Source organism: Halomonas sp. I5-271120, assembly GCF_030553075.1.
GTDB classification, from domain to species: domain Bacteria; phylum Pseudomonadota; class Gammaproteobacteria; order Pseudomonadales; family Halomonadaceae; genus Onishia; species Onishia taeanensis_A.
Genome location: NZ_CP130701.1, coordinates 3760948 through 3781881, shown reverse-complemented (window position 1 = coordinate 3781881; position 20934 = coordinate 3760948). Strand labels below are relative to the sequence as shown.

Annotated in this window: 18 protein-coding genes; 16 read left to right on the top strand and 2 right to left on the bottom strand. The window is 59.3% G+C overall.

Annotated features, from left to right (window positions below; all coding sequences use genetic code 11):
- Positions 1–10 precede the first annotated feature (10 nt).
- Positions 11–1150 (bottom strand): L,D-transpeptidase family protein, encoded by a 1140-nt coding sequence (locus Q2K57_RS17030; RefSeq protein ID WP_304525808.1) that lies wholly within the window; start codon positions 1148–1150, stop codon positions 11–13.
- A 40-nt stretch (positions 1151–1190) separates the two neighbouring features.
- Positions 1191–4637 (bottom strand): transcription-repair coupling factor, encoded by a 3447-nt coding sequence (gene mfd / locus Q2K57_RS17025; RefSeq protein WP_304525807.1) that lies wholly within the window; start codon positions 4635–4637, stop codon positions 1191–1193.
- A gap of 380 nt (positions 4638–5017) precedes the next feature.
- On the opposite strand from mfd, the gene Q2K57_RS17020 reads away from it, so the two are divergent.
- The 16 genes from Q2K57_RS17020 to Q2K57_RS16945 all read left to right on the top strand — a co-directional run bounded on the left by Q2K57_RS17020 (position 5018) and on the right by Q2K57_RS16945 (position 20807).
- Positions 5018–6481, top strand: coding sequence for a glyceraldehyde-3-phosphate dehydrogenase (locus Q2K57_RS17020; RefSeq protein ID WP_304525806.1), 1464 nt, complete (start codon positions 5018–5020; stop codon positions 6479–6481).
- Between the two features lie 538 nt (positions 6482–7019).
- The gene (locus Q2K57_RS17015; protein WP_304525805.1) at positions 7020–8372 is read left to right on the top strand and encodes a Na(+)-translocating NADH-quinone reductase subunit A; all 1353 of its coding nucleotides are present in this window, start codon (positions 7020–7022) and stop codon (positions 8370–8372) included.
- Complete coding sequence (locus tag Q2K57_RS17010; protein ID WP_304525804.1) at positions 8372–9598, top strand: NADH:ubiquinone reductase (Na(+)-transporting) subunit B; 1227 nt, start codon at positions 8372–8374, stop codon at positions 9596–9598. The genes Q2K57_RS17015 and Q2K57_RS17010 overlap by 1 nt, the downstream gene beginning before the upstream one ends.
- Positions 9595–10377: a Na(+)-translocating NADH-quinone reductase subunit C gene (locus tag Q2K57_RS17005; protein ID WP_304526722.1), complete on the top strand. Its 783-nt coding sequence runs from the start codon at positions 9595–9597 to the stop codon at positions 10375–10377. Before Q2K57_RS17010 ends, Q2K57_RS17005 begins: the two co-directional genes overlap by 4 nt.
- A gap of 2 nt (positions 10378–10379) precedes the next feature.
- Positions 10380–11048 carry an NADH:ubiquinone reductase (Na(+)-transporting) subunit D gene (locus Q2K57_RS17000; protein ID WP_304525803.1) on the top strand — a complete coding sequence of 223 codons (669 nt, stop codon included), beginning with the start codon at positions 10380–10382 and terminating at the stop codon, positions 11046–11048.
- Positions 11049–11051: 3 nt separating this feature from the next.
- The gene (gene nqrE, locus Q2K57_RS16995) at positions 11052–11669 is read left to right on the top strand and encodes an NADH:ubiquinone reductase (Na(+)-transporting) subunit E (RefSeq protein ID WP_112054974.1); all 618 of its coding nucleotides are present in this window, start codon (positions 11052–11054) and stop codon (positions 11667–11669) included.
- Between the two features lie 38 nt (positions 11670–11707).
- Positions 11708–12940, top strand: coding sequence for an NADH:ubiquinone reductase (Na(+)-transporting) subunit F (gene nqrF / locus Q2K57_RS16990; protein ID WP_304525802.1), 1233 nt, complete (start codon positions 11708–11710; stop codon positions 12938–12940).
- A 230-nt stretch (positions 12941–13170) separates the two neighbouring features.
- Complete coding sequence (gene nqrM / locus Q2K57_RS16985) at positions 13171–13425, top strand: (Na+)-NQR maturation NqrM (RefSeq protein ID WP_304525801.1); 255 nt, start codon at positions 13171–13173, stop codon at positions 13423–13425.
- A 63-nt stretch (positions 13426–13488) separates the two neighbouring features.
- Entirely contained in the window at positions 13489–14880 is a 1392-nt protein-coding gene (gene sthA / locus Q2K57_RS16980) for a Si-specific NAD(P)(+) transhydrogenase (RefSeq protein ID WP_304525800.1), read from the top strand.
- Positions 14881–15144: 264 nt separating this feature from the next.
- The gene (locus Q2K57_RS16975; RefSeq protein WP_304525799.1) at positions 15145–15579 is read left to right on the top strand and encodes a low molecular weight protein-tyrosine-phosphatase; all 435 of its coding nucleotides are present in this window, start codon (positions 15145–15147) and stop codon (positions 15577–15579) included.
- A 275-nt stretch (positions 15580–15854) separates the two neighbouring features.
- On the top strand, positions 15855–16634 hold the full coding sequence (locus tag Q2K57_RS16970; protein ID WP_304525798.1) for a Wzz/FepE/Etk N-terminal domain-containing protein: 780 nt from the start codon (positions 15855–15857) through the stop codon (positions 16632–16634).
- Positions 16635–16846: 212 nt separating this feature from the next.
- Positions 16847–17905 carry a dTDP-glucose 4,6-dehydratase gene (gene rfbB, locus Q2K57_RS16965; RefSeq protein WP_304525797.1) on the top strand — a complete coding sequence of 353 codons (1059 nt, stop codon included), beginning with the start codon at positions 16847–16849 and terminating at the stop codon, positions 17903–17905.
- A gap of 74 nt (positions 17906–17979) precedes the next feature.
- Positions 17980–18858, top strand: a complete 879-nt coding sequence (gene rfbA, locus Q2K57_RS16960) for a glucose-1-phosphate thymidylyltransferase RfbA (protein WP_304525796.1) — start codon at positions 17980–17982, stop codon at positions 18856–18858.
- Complete coding sequence (locus Q2K57_RS16955; protein WP_304525795.1) at positions 18855–19277, top strand: FdtA/QdtA family cupin domain-containing protein; 423 nt, start codon at positions 18855–18857, stop codon at positions 19275–19277. Before rfbA ends, Q2K57_RS16955 begins: the two co-directional genes overlap by 4 nt.
- Entirely contained in the window at positions 19252–19716 is a 465-nt protein-coding gene (locus Q2K57_RS16950; protein ID WP_304525794.1) for an acyltransferase, read from the top strand. The genes Q2K57_RS16955 and Q2K57_RS16950 overlap by 26 nt, the downstream gene beginning before the upstream one ends.
- Before the next feature lie 35 nt (positions 19717–19751).
- Positions 19752–20807, top strand: a complete 1056-nt coding sequence (locus Q2K57_RS16945) for a DegT/DnrJ/EryC1/StrS aminotransferase family protein (protein ID WP_304525793.1) — start codon at positions 19752–19754, stop codon at positions 20805–20807.
- The last annotated feature ends 127 nt before the right edge of the window (positions 20808–20934 follow it).

Below are 20934 nucleotides of genomic sequence, written 5' to 3'. Positions count from 1 at the left end.
CCCCATGGCGTCAGCTTTGCTCGACCAGGGCTCGTGCCGCTTGCACATTGACGGTCGTCTCGGCCGCAATCAGCTCCAGGCGGTCGTAGAGCGTCTTCGGAGTGCGCTCATGCTCGGGGGGAGCCGTGTATTCAAGGGCCACCGGCAGGCCGCCGGGCACTTCGACCACGTCGCGCAGACGGGCATAGTCGACGGGGTAGTCGAGCCCTTCCACCGCCTGGTCTACCTGGGACAGCGCATTGGTGATGCGCTCGACGGTAGTGCCGTCCTCTTCATCCAGGTACGGGTAAGCCTGTACGTAGAGTGTGCCGTCAGACCAGCCCAGCTTGAAGGGCTCGTTGATCAGGCGGACCTTGGTGCCTACGCCGACCTTCTCGAAGAGCGCTTCCACGTCTTCCGGCAGCATGCGAATGCAGCCATGGGTGACGCGCATGCCAATACCGTCAGGACGGTTGGTGCCGTGGATCAGATAGCCTGGAATGTTGAGGCGCATCTTGCGCGAGCCCAGCGGGTTGTCAGGGCCCGCTGGTACCACGCTTGGCAGCTTGCCGCGGCCGTCCTCGGCATGCTCCTTGATGATCGACTGGGGCGGATACCAGGCCGGATTCTTGATCATCTGGGTGATCGAGGTGGTGCCCAGCGGCGTCTTCCAGTCCATCCGGCCCACGCTAACCGGGTAGGTTTCGACATGAGGCGTTTCGCCGTCCTTGGGCTTCGGGAAGAAGTAGATACGCATTTCGGCAACGTTCACCACTACGCCGTCGCGGGGGCCGGGCGGCAGGATGAAGCGAGAGGGAATCACCAGCTCGGTGCCTTCTCCGGGGTACCAGACGTTGACGTCCGGGTTGGCGCGGCGCATCTCCTCATAGCCGATGCCATGGCGTCGGCCGATGTCGAGCAGGGTGTCTGACTTCTCGGTGACCACCGTAGTGGTCTCGCCGATAATGTCGCCCTCTTCAGGCAGCGGATAGTGGCCCTGGGGCCATTCGGCCTCGGTGGCGATTTCATCGCTGGCGGTGGTCTTGTCCGCGGCCTCGGCGTCAAACGCCAGCAGCGTCAGCGGTAGAGCCAGCAGCATGCCTGCCAGTGTCAGTCGCCAGTGGGCGGTGCGCTCAGATTCTGCGGCGCCGGGGTGGTGTGATCTTGCCATCGTTACGTTGCTCATCATGATTTCGGCCGGGCAGGAGTGCCTAAGCCGCCTCAGTCTTGCGGTTGAGTCGTTCGAGCAGGCCTTCCACCGCCTGGAAGCGGGCCTCCTCATTGGCCATATCGGCCTCGAAGCGCAGGGTGTCGGCGCCGTCGAGGCGATAGTGAACGGGATCCTTCTGGATCAGCGTGACCAGGGTCATCGGGTCGACCGCGGTTCCTGAGCCGAAGACGACCCGTCCACGTTGTTCGCCGGCTTCAAGCCGGGTGATGCCTAGCTGTTCTGCTCGATGACGAAGACGCGTCTGGCGCAGCAGGGTCTTGAGCGGTGCGGGCAGCAAGCCGAAGCGGTCGATCAGCTCGACCTGTAGCTCCTTGAGCTCGGCGGCGCTTTCGGCGCTGGCGATGCGTTTATACATCACCAGGCGCTGCTGCACATCATGCAGGTAGTCATCGGGGATCAGTGCCGGCAGATTGAGCTTGATCTCCACGCCGTCGTCCAGCGGCGCCTCGATATTGGGTGTCTTGCCGGCGCGAATGGCCTTCACGGCCCGGTCCAGCATCTGCATGTACAGGCTGTAGCCGATAGTCTCGATCTGGCCGCTCTGTTCATCGCCGAGCAGTTCGCCCGCACCGCGGATCTCCATGTCGTGACTGGCCAGCGTGAAGCCTGCGCCCAGATCCTCCGCCTCGCTGATCGCTTCCAGACGCTTGATCGCATCCTTGGTCATGTTACGCGGTGGCGGCGTCAGCAGGTAGGCGTAGGCCTGATGGTGACTGCGGCCGACCCGACCGCGCAGCTGGTGCAGCTGCGCCAGGCCGAACTTGTCGGCCCGTTCGATGACGATGGTATTGGCGCTGGGAACATCGATGCCGGTCTCGATGATTGTCGAGCAAACCAGCACATTGAAGCGCTTGTGGTAGAAATCCGACATCACCCTCTCCAGGCTGCGTTCCGGCAGCTGGCCGTGCGCGACGCCGACCCGTGCCTCGGGCACCAGTTCGCGGACCTGTTCGGCGGTGGTCTCGATGGTCTTGACCTCGTTATGCAGGACATAGACCTGACCGCCGCGCAGGATCTCGCGAAGGATCGCTTCCTTGATCACGGGCTCGTTGCGCTGCTGGACGAAGGTCTTCACCGATAGGCGCTTGGCCGGCGGAGTGGCGATGATCGACAGATCGCGCATGCCGCTCATGGCCATGTTGAGTGTCCGCGGGATGGGCGTGGCGGTGAGGGTCAGAATATCGACCTCCGCGCGCAGGCTCTTCAGCCGTTCCTTCTGGGATACCCCGAAACGATGCTCCTCGTCGATGACCAGCAACCCCATTTTGGGAAGCTTCATGCTCTTGGACAGCAATTTGTGAGTTCCGATCACGATATCGGCGCGCCCATCCTGAATGCGCTCCAGGGTCTTGTCCTGGCTCTTGCCGCCGGTGAAGCGGGAGATCAGTTCGATTTGCACCGCCGTATCGGCGAAGCGGTCGCGAAAGTTGTCGTAGTGCTGCTGGGCGAGCAGGGTGGTGGGCACCAGTACCACGACCTGGCGGCCGGCATTGACGGCCAGGAAGGCGGCGCGCATGGCGACTTCGGTCTTGCCGAAGCCAACGTCGCCGCAGACCACGCGATCCATCGGGCGCGGGGCGGTCATGTCGCCGATCACCGCCTCGATGGCGGCGCGCTGATCCGGGGTCTCCTCGAAGGGGAAGCTCGCGGCAAAGCGGGCATATTCGGCTTCCGGCAGGTCGCAGGCGAAGCCTTCCCGCGCCTCGCGACGAGCGTAGACGTCGAGCAGCTCCGCGGCGGTGTCGCGGACCTTCTCGGCGGCCTTCTTTCTGGCTTTTTCCCACTGATCGGAGCCCAGCTTGTGTAGCGGGGCCAGTTCATCGCTGGCGCCTGCATAGCGGGAAATCAGGTGCAGGCTGTCGACCGGTACATAGAGGCGGGCGCCATCGGCGTACTCGAGCGCCACGAACTCCGCGGCCTGGCCACCGGCCTCGATCGTCTCCAGGCCCAGGTAGCGACCGACACCATGAGCGTGGTGGACCACCGGGGAACCGGGGTGGAGTTCGGAGAGATGACGGATGGCCAGTTCGCTGTCGTCGGTGGCCTTTTCGCGACGACGACTCTGACGCACCACCTCGCCGTAGAGCTCGGTCTCGGTGATGATCGCAAGCCCCGGCTCGTCGATGGCGAGGCCCGCATCCAGGGCGCCTTCGGTGATGGCCAGCTGATGATCGGTGGCGAGGAAATCCTCCCAGCCATCGACATGGGGCAGGCGCAGCCCTAATGGGGCGAGCGTCTCCTCCAGTGCCTCGCGACGGCCACGGGACTCGGCAACGAACAGCGTCCGCGTCTTCGGTTCAGCTTCCAGATACCGCGACAGGGCGGCCAGCGGCTGCTGGGCACGCGCATTGACGGTTACCGAGGGCGGAGGCGAGGTATTGCTGAGCCGCGCATGTGGATGTTCTTCGCTGACCAGTTGGACACGAGGCGATTGCTTGATGGCCGCGAAGACCTCGGCCACCGGCACGAAGGCCCGGTGCGGCGGGAGTAGCGGCCGAGTTGGGTCGACTCCCAGGTTCTCGTAGCGGCTCTCGATCGATGCCCAGTGGTGCTCGGCGGCCTCGAAGACCTCGGGCAGCAGGGCAACCCGCGCGCCCTCTACCATGTGATCGAAGAGGGTGGCGGTCTCTTCGAAAAACAGCGGCAGGTACTGCTCGAGGCCGGGAGAAGGAATCGCCTTCAGGGCGTCGTTGTAGAGCGGGCACTGACGAGGGTCGACGTCGAACAGCGTCTCGAAGCCTTCTCGGAAGCAGGCAATGGCCGAGCGAGTCAGCGGATACTCGTGGGCCGGCAGCAGTTCGACAGACTCGACCTTGTCTTCGCTACGCTGGGTGTCCGGGTTGAAATGACGCAGGGTATCGAGTTCGTTGTCGAACAGGTCCAGACGCAGCGGTGCATCGCTGCCCATCGGGAAAAGGTCGATCAGGGCGCCGCGCAAGGCGTACTCGCCGGGCTCATAGACGGTTTCCACCGCTCGATAGCCGGCCCTTGAAAGCGTGTCACGAAAGGCCTCGCGATCAATCGTCATGCCGACCTTGAGCGTCAGCACCTGGCCGGCGATGTACTCGGTGGGCGGCAGGCGCTGCATCAGGGTGTTGATCGGCACGATCACGATGCCTTCGCTGGCCTGCTGCAGACTCCTTAGCGTGCGAAGGCGTAACGAAACGATGTCCTGATGGGGTGAGAAACTGTCGTAGGGCAGGGTCTCCCAGTCGGGGAACGGCATGATCGGCACGTTGGCGAAGAAGCGCAGATCGTCTTCCAGTCGCTGGGCACTGGCGGTGTCGGCGGTGATGATCATCAAGGGCGCATCATCGGCCAGCCGCGCCAGGGCAAGCGGTGAGGCGCTGCCTTGCGGGGCCTGCCAATAGAGCGTATCGCGCACTCCTTGAGGGCGAGGCGGGTCGAGCGGTGAAAAATGCGGCATGGTGTCGTCTTGATGGCAACCGGGAAGCGGAATGGATGAAGGCTCGTGGAGCGTGTCTGTAGGCGCTCCACTCTAGCGGGCCAGGCGCGACTTCGGAAGGGGAGTCGGTTACCCGCCGATTTCGTGTTTGTAGTCAAGTCGCCATTCCTGTAATTGCCTTACAGCGCCTGCGACTATCCAGTAATTGCGGTCATTACCGCCGACTCGGATAATACCATCAGCTTTCATGTCGATACGTCTTTCGTATCGGCATTTCGCCCACCTAATCATCAGTCGTTGTTTAGCAGCTATACACAGCTGCTACAGACAGCGACGGCTACCGGCGATGAGAGGCATGCCACACGCCATCTCACCGCCATGCTCATCAAGAGAGGCCCTACGTGAGTCAGCAGATGCTCGATACCGTCTTTGAGGAATGGCAGAACAACGAAGCCCTGGCCGAGGAAATGATTCCGCTGCTGGGCAAGCTGTATCGTCAGTACAACATCGTTACTTCGCTGTTCGGCCGTTCGCTGATCAACCAGTCGGTGATTCGCATCCTCAAGGACCATCGCTTCGTCAAGAAGGTCGAGGGTACCGAGCTTTCCGTGCGGGATACCTTCCCGCTGGTCAAGGCGATGACCGAGCTGAACCTGGGGCCGGCCCACGTTGATATCGGCAAGTTGGCCGTGGCCTTCAAGCATAGCGAGATTGATGATGTCACTGCTTTTCTCGAGCAGGAGCTTGCCGAGATCGTCGGCGCTCACTGTAAGGTGAAGGGCAATGGCGAGCCCAAGGACGTGGTGCTGTACGGCTTCGGTCGCATCGGCCGCATCCTGGCACGCATCCTGGTCGAGAAGGCCGGCGGCGGTAACCTGCTGAGGCTGCGGGCCATCGTGGTACGGGGTCGGGGTGATCTGGCCAAGGATCTGGAGAAACGCGCCAGTCTGCTGCGCCGTGACTCCGTGCACGGGCCTTTCTCCGGCACCATCAGCGTCGATCACGACAACAGCGCCATGATCGTCAATGGCAACTACATCAAGGTGATTTACGCCAACGAGCCCAGCGAAATCGATTACACCACCTACGGCATCGACAATGCCATCGTGGTGGATAACACCGGCATGTGGCGCGACGAAGAAGGCCTGGGGCAGCACCTGGCCTGCAAGGGTGTGTCCAAGGCGCTGCTGACCGCGCCGGGCAAGGGTGATGTCAAGAACGTGGTATATGGCATCAACCATACCGATATCGCGCGTGAAGATCGCATCGTGTCTGCGGCGTCCTGTACCACCAACGCCATCGTGCCGGTGCTCAAGGCGCTCAATGACAAGTTTGGCATCGAGCATGGCCATGTCGAGACGGTGCACTCCTACACCAACGATCAGAACCTGATCGACAATTATCACAAGGGTGATCGTCGCGGCCGCAGTGCACCGCTCAACATGGTGCTTACCGAGACCGGTGCCGCCAAGGCCGTGGCCAAGGCGCTGCCGGAGCTGACGGGCAAGCTGACCGGCAATGCCATTCGTGTTCCGACCCCCAACGTCTCGATGGCGATTCTCAATCTGAATCTTCATCAGGAAACCGACGCTCAGGCACTCAACGATTACCTGCGGCGCATGGCGATTCACTCGCCGATGCAGAAGCAGATCGACTTCGTTGACTCCACGGAAGTGGTCTCGTCCGACTTCGTGGGCAATCGTCACGCCGGTATCGTCGACGCCAAGGCCACCATCGCCGATGGCAAGAATGCCGTGGTCTACGTGTGGTACGACAACGAGTTCGGCTACAGCTGCCAGGTGGTGCGCATTCTGCAGCACATGTCCAACGTCAGCTTCCTGGCTTTTCCGATGAACCGGGATTAAACGAACCGAGATTAAACGAACCGGGATTAAGCGCACCGGAACTGAGTGAAACGGGGTTAAGAGCACCCTGCGCCCGAGCCCAGCGCTCGGGCGCTTTCTTCATCGACGCATATGCCGGTGGCTTCTGCGTCGCCCGGCAACCACCACTGGCTATAGCGCCTCTCTCGTTCGCCTGCTTTGCTCGCCTGTTTTGATCGACTGTCTTGCTCAATTCGCTATCTTGCCTGATTTTTCTCCTCTAGCTATTTCGCCTAACTATCTGACACAGAAGCCTTTTTCCCTGCCTTGAAGGCCGTCTGCGTTGCTGCCCCCTGTCTGGCTGCTACCTTAGGTCGTGTGGCCTTTCGTTTCGCATGTCATTATAATGACCGAGATTTTAGGGGCGGTCCGTGCGTCGCGGGCCGAACTGACAACCTTCTGATAAGAAAAGAATTCGAACGCCGTGACCGTAATCCTTGGCGCCAATCCACTGGCCCGGGGCTAACGCGTGTTTCGAACCTCTTTCCTGACACATCAGAGCCGATAACTGGGCGAGTCTATGATCGAAGTCAAACGAGGCCTGGATCTCCCCATCGCGGGGGCGCCCGAGCAGCGCATCGAGGATGCGCGCCCGGTTCGTCACGTGGCCATCCTGGGCACCGACTATGTTGGCATGAAGCCGACCATGGAGGTCCGGGAGGGGGATAGCGTCAAACTAGGCCAGCTGCTCTTCACCGATAAGAAAATCGACGGCGTGCGTTTTACTGCGCCGGCGGCAGGTGAAGTCGTAGCGATCAACCGCGGGGAGAAGCGCAAGCTGCTGTCTGTGGTGATCAAGGTTGATGAAAAAACCGAAGAGGCCGTCGAGTTCACCGCCCATGACGCCGGTAAGCTCGCCAGCCTCGACCGTCAGGTGGTGGTTGACCAGCTCGTCGAGTCGGGTCTCTGGACGGCACTGCGCACGCGCCCGTTCTCTCGCACGCCAGCACTCGACGCCGTGCCGGAAAGCATTTTTGTCACTGCCGTCGACACCCATCCGCTCAGCCCGGATCCTGCCGTCATTATCAATGAGGCACCCGAGGCGTTCGAGAACGGTCTCAAGGTGCTGTCAAGGCTCACCGAAGGTAAGGTCTTCCTTTGCCAGGCACCTGACGCCAAGCTTCCGGGCAGCAACGTGGACCAGGTCCAGGTCGAGAGCTTTGGCGGCCCGCATCCGGCCGGCCTGGTGGGGACCCATATCCATTACCTGTCACCGGTGGCGCTGAACAAGAAGGTCTGGCACATCGGCTATCAGGATGTGATCGCCTTCGGCAAGATGTTCGCAGAGGGCACGCTGGACGTCAGCCGCGTGATCGCGATTGGCGGGCCGCGGGCCGAGAATCCGCGCCTGCTGCGCACTCGCATCGGTGCCAGCACCGATGAGCTGCTGGCCGGCGAGGTCAAGGCGCCTGACGATACGCGCGTGATCTCTGGCTCAGTATTCGCTGGCGCGATCGCCGAAGGCGCGCTGCGTTATGTGGGTCGCTTCCACAACCAGCTGAGCCTGTTGGAAGAGGGCAACAAGCGCGCCTTCATGGGCTGGCTGTCGCCCGGTGCCAACCGGCACTCGGTCATGGGTATCTATCTGTCGAAGATCCTCGGCCTCAAGAAGTACGCCCCCGACACCTCTACCAACGGCTCCGAGCGTGCCATGGTGCCGGTTGGCAACTACGAGACCGTCATGCCGCTGGATATCCTGCCTACCCAGCTGCTGCGTTCGCTGATCGTCGGCGACATTGAGTCCGCCATGCAGTTGGGGTGTCTGGAGTTGGATGAAGAGGACCTGGCGCTGTGCACCTACGTGTGCCCGGGCAAATATGAGTACGGTCCCATCCTGCGTGACAACCTCACTACCATCGAGAAAGAGGCCTGATGATGGGAATCCGACAGACACTCGATAATCTCGAGCCGCACTTTCACAAGGGTGGTAAGTACGAGCAGTTCTATCCGCTCTTCGAAGCCGTCGACACGATCTTCTATGCGCCGCCCAGCGTCACCAAGACCACGGCTCACATCCGTGATGGTGTCGATCTCAAACGCATCATGATCACCGTCTGGATGTGTACCTTCCCGGCGATGTTCTTCGGTATGTGGAACGCCGGCTGGCAGGCCAATGCCGCCATCGCCGATGGTTATGCTTCCATGGGCGGCTGGCGCGAAGCCATCCTGATGCTGCTGGCCGGTGGCCATGATGTAAGCAACGTCTGGTCCAACTTCGTGCTGGGCGCGACCTACTTCCTGCCGATCTATCTGGTAACCTTCGTGGTTGGCGGTTTCTGGGAAGTATTGTTCGCCATCAAGCGCGGTCATGAGGTCAACGAAGGCTTCTTCGTCTCCTCGGTGCTGTTCGCGTTGATTCTGCCGGCGACCATTCCGCTGTGGCAGGTCGCGCTGGGTATCACCTTCGGCATCGTGATCGGCAAGGAGATCTTCGGCGGCACCGGCAAGAACTTCCTGAACCCGGCACTTACCGCCCGTGCTTTCCTGTATTTCGCCTATCCGGCGCAGATCTCGGGCGAAAACGTCTGGGTCGCGGCTGACGGTTATACAGGTGCCACGGCGCTGTCCACCGCTTTCCAGAGCGGCATGTCGGCACTGACGAGTCAGTTCAGCTGGTGGGATGCCTTCCTCGGTTACATCCCGGGCTCCATCGGTGAGACGTCGACGCTGGCGATCCTCATTGGTGCCGCGGTGCTGCTATGGACTCGCATCGCCTCCTGGCGAATCATGCTGGGCGTATTTCTCGGCATGGTAGCCACCAGTTTCCTGTTCAATGCCATCGGCTCCGATACCAATGCCATGTTCGCCATGCCCTGGTACTGGCACCTGGTAGTGGGCGGCTTCGCCTTCGGCATGGTGTTCATGGCGACCGACCCGGTCTCCGCCTCCATGACCAACAAGGGTCGCTTCGCCTTCGGCGCGCTGATCGGCGTGATGACGGTACTGATCCGTGTCGTGAACCCGGCCTTCCCCGAGGGCATCATGCTGGCCATTCTGTTCGCCAACCTGTTCGCCCCGCTGATTGACCATTTCTTTGTCCAGGCCAACATCAAGCGCCGCCAGCAGCGTACTGGTGCCATGGCTGAGGAGAGTGCCTGATGGCGAGTAACAACTCCATCAAGAAGACGCTGATCGTCGCCTTCGCGCTGTGCATCGTCTGCTCGGTAATCGTGTCTACTGCCGCGGTTGCACTGCGTCCGCTGCAAGCGTTCAACCAGGAGGCCGACCGCAAGTCGAATATCCTCCAGGTAGCGGGCCTCTATGAGGAAGGCGAGTCGATCACCAAGCAGTTCGAACAGGTGACCGCGCGTGCTGTCGATCTGCGCACCGGTGAATATACCGATGAGGTTGACCCTGAGCGTTACGACGGCTTCAGTGCCGCTCGTGATCCTGCTCAGTCGCGGACCCTGTCTGGCGAGAAGGATATCGCCGGTCTGTCGCGTCAGGAAAACTTTTCGGTGGTTTACCTGGTCGGGGATCCGGCCGATCCCGAGAAGATTATCCTGCCCATTCGTGGCCAGGGCCTTTGGGGGCTGATGCGCGGTTATCTGGCGCTGAAAGGCGATGGCAACACCATCGAGGGAATCACCTTCTATTCTCACTCCGAGACACCGGGGCTGGGCGGCGAAGTCGATAACCCGAAATGGAAGGCCCAGTGGGATGGCAAGCAAGTCTACGCCGATGGTGAAGTGGGCCAGGGCCGCCCGGAAATCGCACTCGTCAAAGGTGGTGCCAGCAAACCCACCGAGGTCGATGCGCTGTCAGGGGCTTCCCTGACCAGCAAGGGCGTGACCAACCTGGTGCAGTTCTGGCTTAGCGAGCAAGGCTTCGGCCAGTATCTCGCCAAGTACCGCGATTCTTCTGAAGAAGGAGCCTGAGCATGTCAGCTGCAACCCCCAAAGGCGTGCTGATCACGCCGATCTTCAAGAATAACCCGATCGCGCTGCAGATCCTCGGGATCTGCTCGGCGCTGGCGGTGACCAGCAGCATGAGCGTGTCGCTGGTCATGGCATTGGCAGTGATCGCGGTCACGGCATTTTCGAGCATGTTCGTTTCACTGATCCGCAATCACATTCCGTCCTCGATCCGCATCATCGTGCAGATGACCATCATCGCCTCGCTGGTGATCGTGGTCGATCAGGTGCTGAAGGCTTACGCCTATGAGATGTCCAAGCAGCTGTCGGTGTTCGTTGGCCTGATCATCACCAACTGCATCGTGATGGGCCGTGCCGAGGGCTTTGCCATGCAGAATGGCCCGGTGCTGTCGTTCCTCGACGGCGTGGGTAACGGTCTGGGCTATGGCTTCATCCTGATGGTGGTGGCCTTCTTCCGCGAACTGCTCGGTTCGGGCAGCCTGTTCGGTATGACTGTACTGACGCCCGTTCAGGACGGCGGCTGGTACGTGCCCAACGGCCTGATGCTGCTGCCGCCGTCGGCGTTCTTCGTCATCGGCCTGATCATCTGGGTGATGCGTAGCTTGCAGCCGGAACAGATTGAAGAGAATCAGTTCCAGATGAAGCACAACACACAGCCGAAGGAGGCCGTGTAAATGATCGAACATTATCTCAGCCTGTTCGTTGCCTCGGTCTTTGTCGAAAACATGGCCCTGGCCTTCTTCCTGGGCATGTGCACCTTCATGGCGGTTTCCAAGAAGGTCTCATCTGCGCTGGGCCTGGGCATTGCCGTTATCGCGGTGCTCGCGATCACCGTGCCGGTCAATAACCTGATCCTCACCTATCTGCTCGACGAAGGGGCGCTGTCCTGGACCGGTGTCAGTGGGGCCGAGAACATCGACCTGTCGTTCCTCGGTTACCTGAGCTACATCGGGGTGATCGCGGCTATCGTGCAGATTCTCGAGATGTTTCTCGACAAGTACGTGCCGGCTCTTTACAACGCCCTCGGCGTGTTCCTGCCGCTGATCACGGTGAACTGCGCAATCCTCGGCGCCACACTGTTCATGTCCGAGCGTAACTACAACTTCGGTGAATCCGTGGTGTATGGCGTAGGCGCTGGTTTCGGCTGGGCGCTGGCGATTGCGGCGCTGGCCGGGATTCGCGAGAAGCTCAAGTACAGCGATGTGCCGGCCGGTCTTCAGGGCCTGGGCATCACCTTCATCACCGTGGGTCTGATGTCGCTTGGCTTCATGTCCTTCTCCGGTATCCAGCTCTGAGGCCCGCCTCAGGCAACGAACACCAATAGGAAACCGACATGGTTGATACAAATATCATCTTGCTCGGCGTGGTCATGTTCACCGTGGTCGTTATCGGCCTGGTGGGGATCATCCTGGCCGCGCGTAGCCGCCTCGTCAGCAGCGGCGACGTGACCATCGAGATCAATGGCGATCCCGATTACACCCTGAGCACACAGGCAGGCGGCAAACTGCTGCAGACCCTGGCGGCCAACGGCATTTTCCTGTCTTCCGCCTGTGGCGGCGGCGGCTCCTGTGCTCAGTGCAAGTGCCGTGTCGCCGACGGCGGCGGGGGGATCCTGCCGACCGAGGAATCCGCTTTCACCATGCGTGAAAAGAAGGAAGGCTGGCGCCTTTCTTGCCAGGTGCCGGTGAAGCAGGACATGAAGATCGAAGTTCCCGAAGAGGTTTTCGGCGTCAAGCAGTGGGAGTGCGAGGTCACCTCCAACCCCAACGTCGCGACCTTCATCAAGGAGCTCAACCTCAAGCTGCCCGACGGCGAGGAAGTCGACTTCCGCGCTGGCGGTTATGTGCAGCTGGTGGCGCCGCCCTATGACATCAAGTTCTCCGACTTCGATATCGAAGAAGAGTACCGGGGCGACTGGGAGAAGTTCGAGCTGTTCAACGTCTCCCACAAGAGCGAAGAGGAGGTCATCCGTGCCTACTCGATGGCCAACTACCCGGAAGAGTACGGCCTGCTCAAGTTCAACATTCGTATCGCTACGCCGCCGCCCGGCACCGATCATCCTCCGGGCCTGATGTCGACCTACGTCTTCAACCTGAAGCCGGGCGACAAGGTGCAGGTGATGGGTCCCTTCGGTGAGTTCTTCGCCAAAGACACCGATGCCGAAATGGTCTTCGTCGGCGGTGGTGCCGGCATGGCGCCGATGCGCAGCCATATCTTCGACCAGCTCAAGCGTCTGAACTCCAAACGCAAGATCTCGTTCTGGTACGGTGCGCGCTCCTGGCGCGAGACCTTCTACAATGAAGAGTTCGACCAGCTTGCCGAAGAAAACGACAACTTCGAGTGGCATCTGGCGCTGTCGGATCCGCTGCCCGAAGACAACTGGGAAGGCCCGACCGGCTTCATCCACAACGTGCTCTTTGACAAGTACCTCAAGGACCATCCGGCTCCCGAGGACTGCGAGTTCTACATGTGCGGGCCGCCCATGATGAACGCCTCGGTGATCAAGATGCTGCTGGATATGGGCGTCGAACCCGAGAACATCGCCTTGGATGATTTCGGTGGCTAAGACTCTTCAATAAAGAGGCCCGCTAACGAAACAGGCCATTGCGATACAGGGCTGGCCCACTGGGCCGGCCCTGCTCCTTTTTATCAGCCGCTCTTTGATCAACTGTTACCTCGCCTGTCGACAGCAGGAATTATATGCCGCCAGCCGAGGTCGCAGTGATAGTGACATCCATTCACTCCCCATCGCCTGCCTCACGTTAGAAGAGAGAAGAGGCAGTCCAGGAGACTCCCATGACTATCTGGTTTTTGGTATTTGGTTTCATGCTGCTGCTGATGGCCGCCATGGCTGTCGGCGTTATACTCGGTCGCAAGCCTATTGCCGGTTCCTGTGGCGGGCTCAATAACCTGGGCCTCAAGAATGGCTGCGATATCTGCGGCGGCAACGACAAGACCTGCGAAGAAGAGAACAAAAAGGCCACCAGTGCCCGCCGTGCCAGCGACGAGAGCCGTGGCGCGGACCTTGGCTATGACGCCACCCGGCGCTGAGCCACGGCCGCATTCAGCCGCACAAGACAGACATAGACGGGACCCATAGCACTAGGAGAAACGATGGCAGTTCATAATTACGACGTGGTGGTGATCGGTACCGGTCCCTCCGGCGAAAGCGCCGCGATCAACGCCGCGAAGCATGGCAAACGAGTGGCAATCATCGAGAAGCAGCAGTCCGTGGGTGGCAACTGCACCCACTGGGGGACCATCCCCTCCAAGGCGCTGCGCCATCAGGTCAAGCAGATCATGGCCTTCAACACCAACCGCATGTTTCGCGATATCGGCGAGCCACGGTGGTTCTCGTTTCCCAAGGTGCTGCAGCGTTCTCAGGTAACCATCGACCAGCAGGTCGAAATGCGCACCACCTTCTATGCCCGTAATCGTATCGACGTGTTCTTCGGCGTGGCCCGCTTCAAGGATGAGCACACCCTGTTGGTGCGCGATAACCACGAAGGCGTCGAAGAAATCAACGCCCAGAAGATCGTCATCGCGACCGGCTCGCGCCCATATCGCCCGGCAGATATCGACTTCCGTCACCCGCGTATCTACTGCTCTGACACCGTTCTCGGGCTGTCACACACGCCGCGGACCCTGATCATCTTCGGTGCCGGCGTGATCGGCAGCGAGTATGCCTCGATCTTCTCCGGCCTCGGCGTCAAGGTCGACCTGCTCGACTCCCGTGACCGCCTGCTGTCCTTCCTCGATGACGAAATCAGCGACGCGCTGTCCTATCACCTGCGCCACCACGGGGCGTTGATCCGTCACAACGAAGACTATGAACGGGTAGAGGGCGACGAGTCTGGCGTCGTCGTGCATCTCAAGTCCGGCAAGAAGCTGCGCGCCGATGCCTTCCTGTGGGCCAACGGCCGCACCGGCAATACCGACCAGCTGGGGCTTGAGAACATCGGCCTGGAGGCCAATGGCCGCGGCCAGCTGCAGGTCGACAACCACTACCGTACCGCGATTCCGCATATTTATGCGGTGGGCGACGTGATTGGCTGGCCGAGCCTCGCCAGTGCCGCCTACGACCAGGGGCGCAACGCAAGCGACGACCTGCTCGATGAGGACTTCCGCTTCGTTGATGATGTCCCGACCGGCATCTACACCATTCCCGAGATCAGCTCGGTGGGCAAGACCGAGCGCGAGCTGACCGGCGCCAAGGTACCCTACGAAGTGGCGCAGGCCTTCTTCAAGGACACCGCCCGCGCGCAGATCACCGGCGACACCGTTGGTATGCTCAAGATCCTCTTCCACCGCGAGAGCCTCGAGATTCTCGGCATCCACTGCTTCGGCGACCAGGCCTCCGAGATCGTGCACATCGGCCAGGCGATCATGCAGCAGGAAGGCGGGGCCAACACCCTCAAGTACTTCATCAATACCACCTTCAACTATCCGACCATGGCCGAAGCCTACCGGGTAGCTGCCCAGAACGGCCTGAACCGCCTGTTTTGAGCGAACCTCAAGGGCGAGGCCTCTAATTGCCCTCAGGCATAAACCCCGGCCCAAGAGCCGGGGTTTATGCGTCATGTTCAGGGGTAAAGCGCAAGTTGGGTTTCGTGCTCCAAGTGTCTCCATTTTCGCCCGCCCTCAAGCAGACATGGCCGCCCATTGGGCTCGCTATAATCCAGTTACGAGACAGCCGCCATCTGGCGCATTGCTGACGGGAGTGCCGTGAATGTTGATAGCATCGTCTAACACTGCCCGGGAGCTCAGGTCATGATCGAGCAGGTTCTGGTGGTATGCCGCGGCAATATCTGCCGTAGCCCGGTGGCCGCCGCCATGCTCAAGCAGCTATGCCCAGGCAAGCGGGTAGAATCGGCAGGGTTGGGAGCAATGACCGGTCAAGGAGTCGACCCCGTGGCAAGGCGCCTGGCGGAGGCCGAAGGGCTAGACGTGACGGGCCATATGGCACGCCAGCTAAGCCATGAAATGCTGCAGCAGGCGGATTTGGTGCTGGTGATGAGCCATGGCCAGCGACTAGCCGTGGGCGAGCTGTCACTGGCAGCACTCGGCAAGACGATGCTGTTCGGGCACTGGCTAGACAGCAATGCGACGGAGATCCCTGACCCCTACCGCAAGAGCGAGGAAGCCTATCAGCACGTTCATCAACAGCTGTGGCATGCCGCTAAGGCATGGGCCGGCAAGCTCTAGCCAGGAATCGTGGTAGAAGGGCAAGAGGTAACATAACAATCATAACTGATTGATGTTTCAACCATATGTCGCCGATTAGCAACCCCATCCGCTACCTTTTCTCACCATTGACGGCTAGAGCTTCGTGGACAATGGGCATACAATGCGAGGGCTGCGGCAGTTTTGCGTAAGCCAATGCGAAACATAGGGTTAGGGAACACGCCCAGGTAATCCCCGGGCGGTAGCGTGCCTGCTCGCCGCGTGAATAAAAAGCTAATCAACGGATAACAGATTCAATGACCGAGCAGCGCTCCTCCTACGATGACGAAATTTCCCTGGTCGACCTCGCGGCCATTCTGGTGCGCCGCTGGAAGGCCCTGGCCATTATATTCGCCGTGGTGGTACTGGCTGCACTAGCCTATGTGCTTACGATGACGCCGACCTATAGCTATGTGTCAGTGTATGAAGTCGCTGAACAAGCGCCGGGAGGGGAGGGCAATGCCGACCGAGCTCTAGAGTCGGCAAATACCGTCATCGCCAAGGCGCAGAGCCTTTATATTGCTCCCACCACGCGTGAGCTTCTCAAACAGGGAGGGCTTGAGTCCTTACCATTTTCTGTGAATCTATCTACGCCTGAAGATACCCAGCTGGTGAAAATTACCTCTGAGGCCTCGGAAGACAGGGCGTCTTTGGTGGAGAAAATGCACAGTGCTCTGTTGACGAGCATTGCCAGCAACCAACAAGCCTTGGTCGATCGGCAGCGGGCGAGCCTCGAGAGTCGCCTGGAAAGCCTACAAGCCTCACTCGCTGCCGCCGAGCAATCCACATCGTCTGGTGCAGCAGATCTTCTGGCCAGCTATACCGAGCAGATTGCGATGACCAAAGACCGGCTTGGCCTACTCCAGGATGGTCGAATCGCTCAGACGGCTGTCCAGAGCTTGGAAAAAGCGGGTACGAGCCGTACGCTGATCATGGCGCTGGCCGTGGTGTTGGGGGGCATGCTTTCTGTGATGGGCGTGTTTCTTCTGCAGTTTGCGGGTCTTGTCTGCAGCAGCCTCAAAGAACAGGAATCCTAATGTCACTGATAACCGCTCCCTTATCAGTCGTGGCCAATGAAATCAGTAGGTTATGGATGATGCCTCACAGAGATGTTGGGCTTTTTTATAGAAATGTGGCTGATTCAGCGAAATGCTAAAGCTCACAAAAATGTGAAGTGCCGCAGGTGTCTGCTCACATTTTTGTGATTTTTTTGATTAGCCAAACAGCATCTTTAATGAATAGGAAACCTATGAAGTTATTGGTTACCGGTGGCGCGGGCTTCATCGGCTCAGCAGTGATTCGCCATATCATCGCTAACACTGCCGACAGCGTGGTTAACGTTGATAAGCTGACCTACGCCGGAAATTTGGAGTCGTTGGCCGAGGTGAGCGACAGTGATCGCTATGCCTTTGAGCGGGTGGATATCTGTGACCGAAATGAGCTCGAGCGGGTTTTCAGTGTGCATCAGCCAGATGCGGTGATGCACCTGGCAGCAGAGAGCCATGTTGACCGTTCCATCGATGGCCCGGCAGCGTTTATCGAAACCAATATCATCGGCACCTACACGTTGCTGGAAGTGACGCGCTCCTACTGGAACGACTTGGATAGCGAAGGTCAGCAAGCCTTTCGCTTGCACCATATTTCCACCGACGAGGTCTATGGTGATCTGGAGGGGCCAGAGGGATTATTTACGGAAGAGACCTCCTACGCACCAAGCTCCCCATACTCCGCCAGCAAGGCTAGCTCAGATCATCTTGTACGCGCTTGGCACCGGACCTATGGCCTGCCCACCCTGATCTCTAATTGCTCCAACAACTACGGGCCCTATCACTTCCCCGAGAAGCTGATCCCGCTGGTGATCCTTAATGCGTTGGAAGGCAAGGCGCTGCCGGTCTACGGCAAGGGCGAGCAGATTCGCGATTGGCTTCATGTTGAGGATCATGCTCGCGCGCTCTACAAGGTGGCGACCGAGGGTAGGGTGGGGGAGACCTACAACATCGGCGGTCGTAACGAGAAGCAGAACATCGAAGTCGTAGAGGCCATCTGTTCGCTGCTGGACGAACTGGCCCCTTCACACTTCACTTCTCATGCCTCACTCATAACCTACGTCCCCGACCGCCCGGGCCACGACCTCCGGTACGCCATCGACGCGGGCAAGATCGAACGCGAACTCGGCTGGCACCCGCAAGAAACCTTCGAATCCGGCATCCGCAAGACCGTGAAGTGGTACCTCGACAACTTCGAATGGTGTCGCCGAGTGCAGGATGGCAGCTACCAGCGTGAACGCCTGGGTGTCACCACAGCTTAAAAAATATGGGAGCGCAGCCTTCTTCACTGCGAGAAGCTCCACGCAGCCATCGCAGATTCAGACAAGGATTCCACATGACACGCAAAGGCATCATCCTCGCTGGCGGCTCTGGCACGCGCCTGTACCCCATCACCATGGGCGTCTCCAAGCAACTCCTGCCCATCTACGACAAGCCGATGATCTATTACCCGCTGTCGGTACTGATGCTGGCCGGGATTCGTGAGGTGCTGATCATCACGACCCCGGAAGACAGGCCCAGCTTCGAGCGTTTGCTGGGTGACGGCAGTCAGTTTGGGATCGAGCTGAGTTATGCCGAGCAACCCAGCCCTGATGGCCTGGCCCAGGCCTTTATCATTGGTCAGGACTTTATCGGTACCGACAGTGTCTGCTTGGTGCTGGGTGATAACATCTTCTATGGTCAAGGTTTTACCCCGAAACTGCTGCAGGCGGCGGCACAGCACAGCGGTGCTACAGTATTCGGCTATCAGGTCAAGGATCCAGAACGTTTCGGTGTGGTGGAGTTCGACGCCAACCACCGGGCCATTTCTATCGATGAAAAACCATCCAAACCTAAGTCGCACTTCGCGGTGACGGGGCTCTACTTCTACGACAATGACGTGGTGGAGATCGCCAAGCAGGTCGAACCATCCCATCGTGGAGAACTGGAGATTACCAGCGTCAACCAAGCGTACCTGGAGCGCGGTGATCTCAATGTGGAGCTGCTGGGGCGCGGGTTTGCCTGGCTGGATACTGGGACCCATGAGAGCCTGCTAGAAGCTGCTCAGTTTGTCGAAACCATTGAAAAGCGGCAGGGATATAAAATCGCCTGTTTGGAAGAAATTGCCTTTAGCAAGGGGTGGCTAAACACTGAAGTTCTACAGCGCTTGGGGGGGAAGTTAAAGAAGAATGGATATGGGCAGTATTTACTGGCGATTGCTGAGGAAAAGTTATGAGTCTAGTTCAGTGGGTTGATTTTCCTCATTTAGGTGACGAACGTGGCTCCCTGATTGCGTTGGAAGCCAATAAGACGGTCCCGTTCGAGATCAAGAGGGTGTACTACATTTATCACACTGGGCAGAATGTGAGTCGTGGCTATCATGCCCATAAGGATCTTAAGCAGGTGGCCATTTGTTTGGCAGGGCGTTGCCGCATGGTGCTCGACGATGGCGATACCCGTGAAGAGACTTGGCTCGACCGCCCAACCAAAGGCTTGCAGATAGAAAGCATGATCTGGCGAGAAATGCATGACTTCAGCGGGGACTGCGTGCTGCTGGTGCTGGCAAGCGAGCATTATGATGAACGCGACTATATCCGTAATTATGAAGACTTCCTTAAGCTGAGCCGCAATGTCCACCATACACCCTCTCGCTGACGTACATACTACAGAAATTGGCAGTCATACACGTATTTGGCAATACAGCATCGTGTTGTCAGGTGCGCGAATTGGCAAGAATTGCAACATTTGTGCGCACACACTTATTGAAGCCGACGTCATTATTGGTGACTATGTGACGGTCAAGTCTGGCGTATTTCTCTGGGACGGGACCCGACTCGAGAATCATGTGTTTGTTGGGCCCAATGCTACGTTTACCAACGATCCGTTTCCTCGGTCAAAAGAGTACCCTGACTCATTCAGCGGCATAACAATAAAACAGGGGGCTAGCATTGGTGCCAATGTGACGCTGCTCCCTGGTATCACCATCGGCGCTAATGCCATGGTTGGGGCTGGTGCTGTTGTGATTAAAGATGTTCCCGAGCGCGCGCTTGTCGTGGGCAATCCCGCCAAAGTGATTCGGTATATTGAAATATGATTCCTTTTCTTGATCTCCAGGCCCCTTACCTGGACTTGAAACAACCTATCAACGATGCTGTTTCTCGAGTGCTCACTAGCGGGTGGTATGTGCTCGGCCCTGAGGTCGAAGCCTTTGAGGCCGAGTTTGCCGACTACTGCGGCGTCGATCACTGTGTGGGCGTGGCCAACGGCTTGGATGCGCTGATACTGGCGTTGCGCTCCCTAGAGGTGGGCCCGGATGACGAAGTGATCGTCCCCTCGAACACCTACATCGCTACTTGGCTGGCGGTATCCACCGTGGGTGCCACCCCGGTGCCTGTAGAACCAGACCCCGCCACTCATAATATCGACCCTGCCCGCATTGAAGCGGCGATCACCTCTCGCACGAAGGTGCTATTGCCGGTGCATCTTTACGGTCAGCCGGCTGACCTGGATCCCATCCTTGCTCTAGCAAAACGCCATGACGTAAGGGTGGTGGAGGACGCCGCCCAGGCTCACGGTGCTCGCTACAAAGGGCAACGCATCGGGGGCCATGGCGATATCGTTTGCTGGAGCTTCTACCCCGGCAAGAACCTGGGTGGCATGGGCGATGCCGGCGCCATCACTACCCATGTTGCCGAGCTAGCCGACCGCGTGGCAATGTTGCGCAACTACGGCTCGCGGGAGAAATATGTCCACGAAGTGCAGGGACTCAATTCTCGCCTCGATCCGCTTCAGGCTGCTGTGTTGCGCGTTAAGCTGCAGGTGCTGGATGAATGGACCGAACGCCGCCGTGCTATCGCCGCTGTGTATTCTGATGCGCTTTCCGGCACCGGTTTGGTACTCCCCTATGTACCCAAATGGGCAGACCCGGCATGGCATCTCTATGTGGTGCGCAGTCAGCGGCGCGATGCGCTTCAGGCCGACCTCAAGGAGTCGGGGGTCGCGACGCTGATTCACTATCCGATTCCGCCACACCGCCAGCGGGCCTATGCCGGCCATAGCGTCGCTCAGGAGGTGCTGCCTCTGGCCGACCAACTTGCCGGCGAGGTCCTTAGCCTGCCGATGGGCCCTCATTTGTACCCGGAACAGGCCAAGCAAGTGGTCGAGGCGGTCAAGCGCTCAGCTTAATTTCCTATGTGTCGGGTCCCGTGTGTGAAAGCTTTATGCGTTTCCTCTGAAAAGAAGCGACGCTATGCAATGTTATTATCCGATCCACTAGGTTTTATACAGATAATACGCAAAACTTAAGAATAAG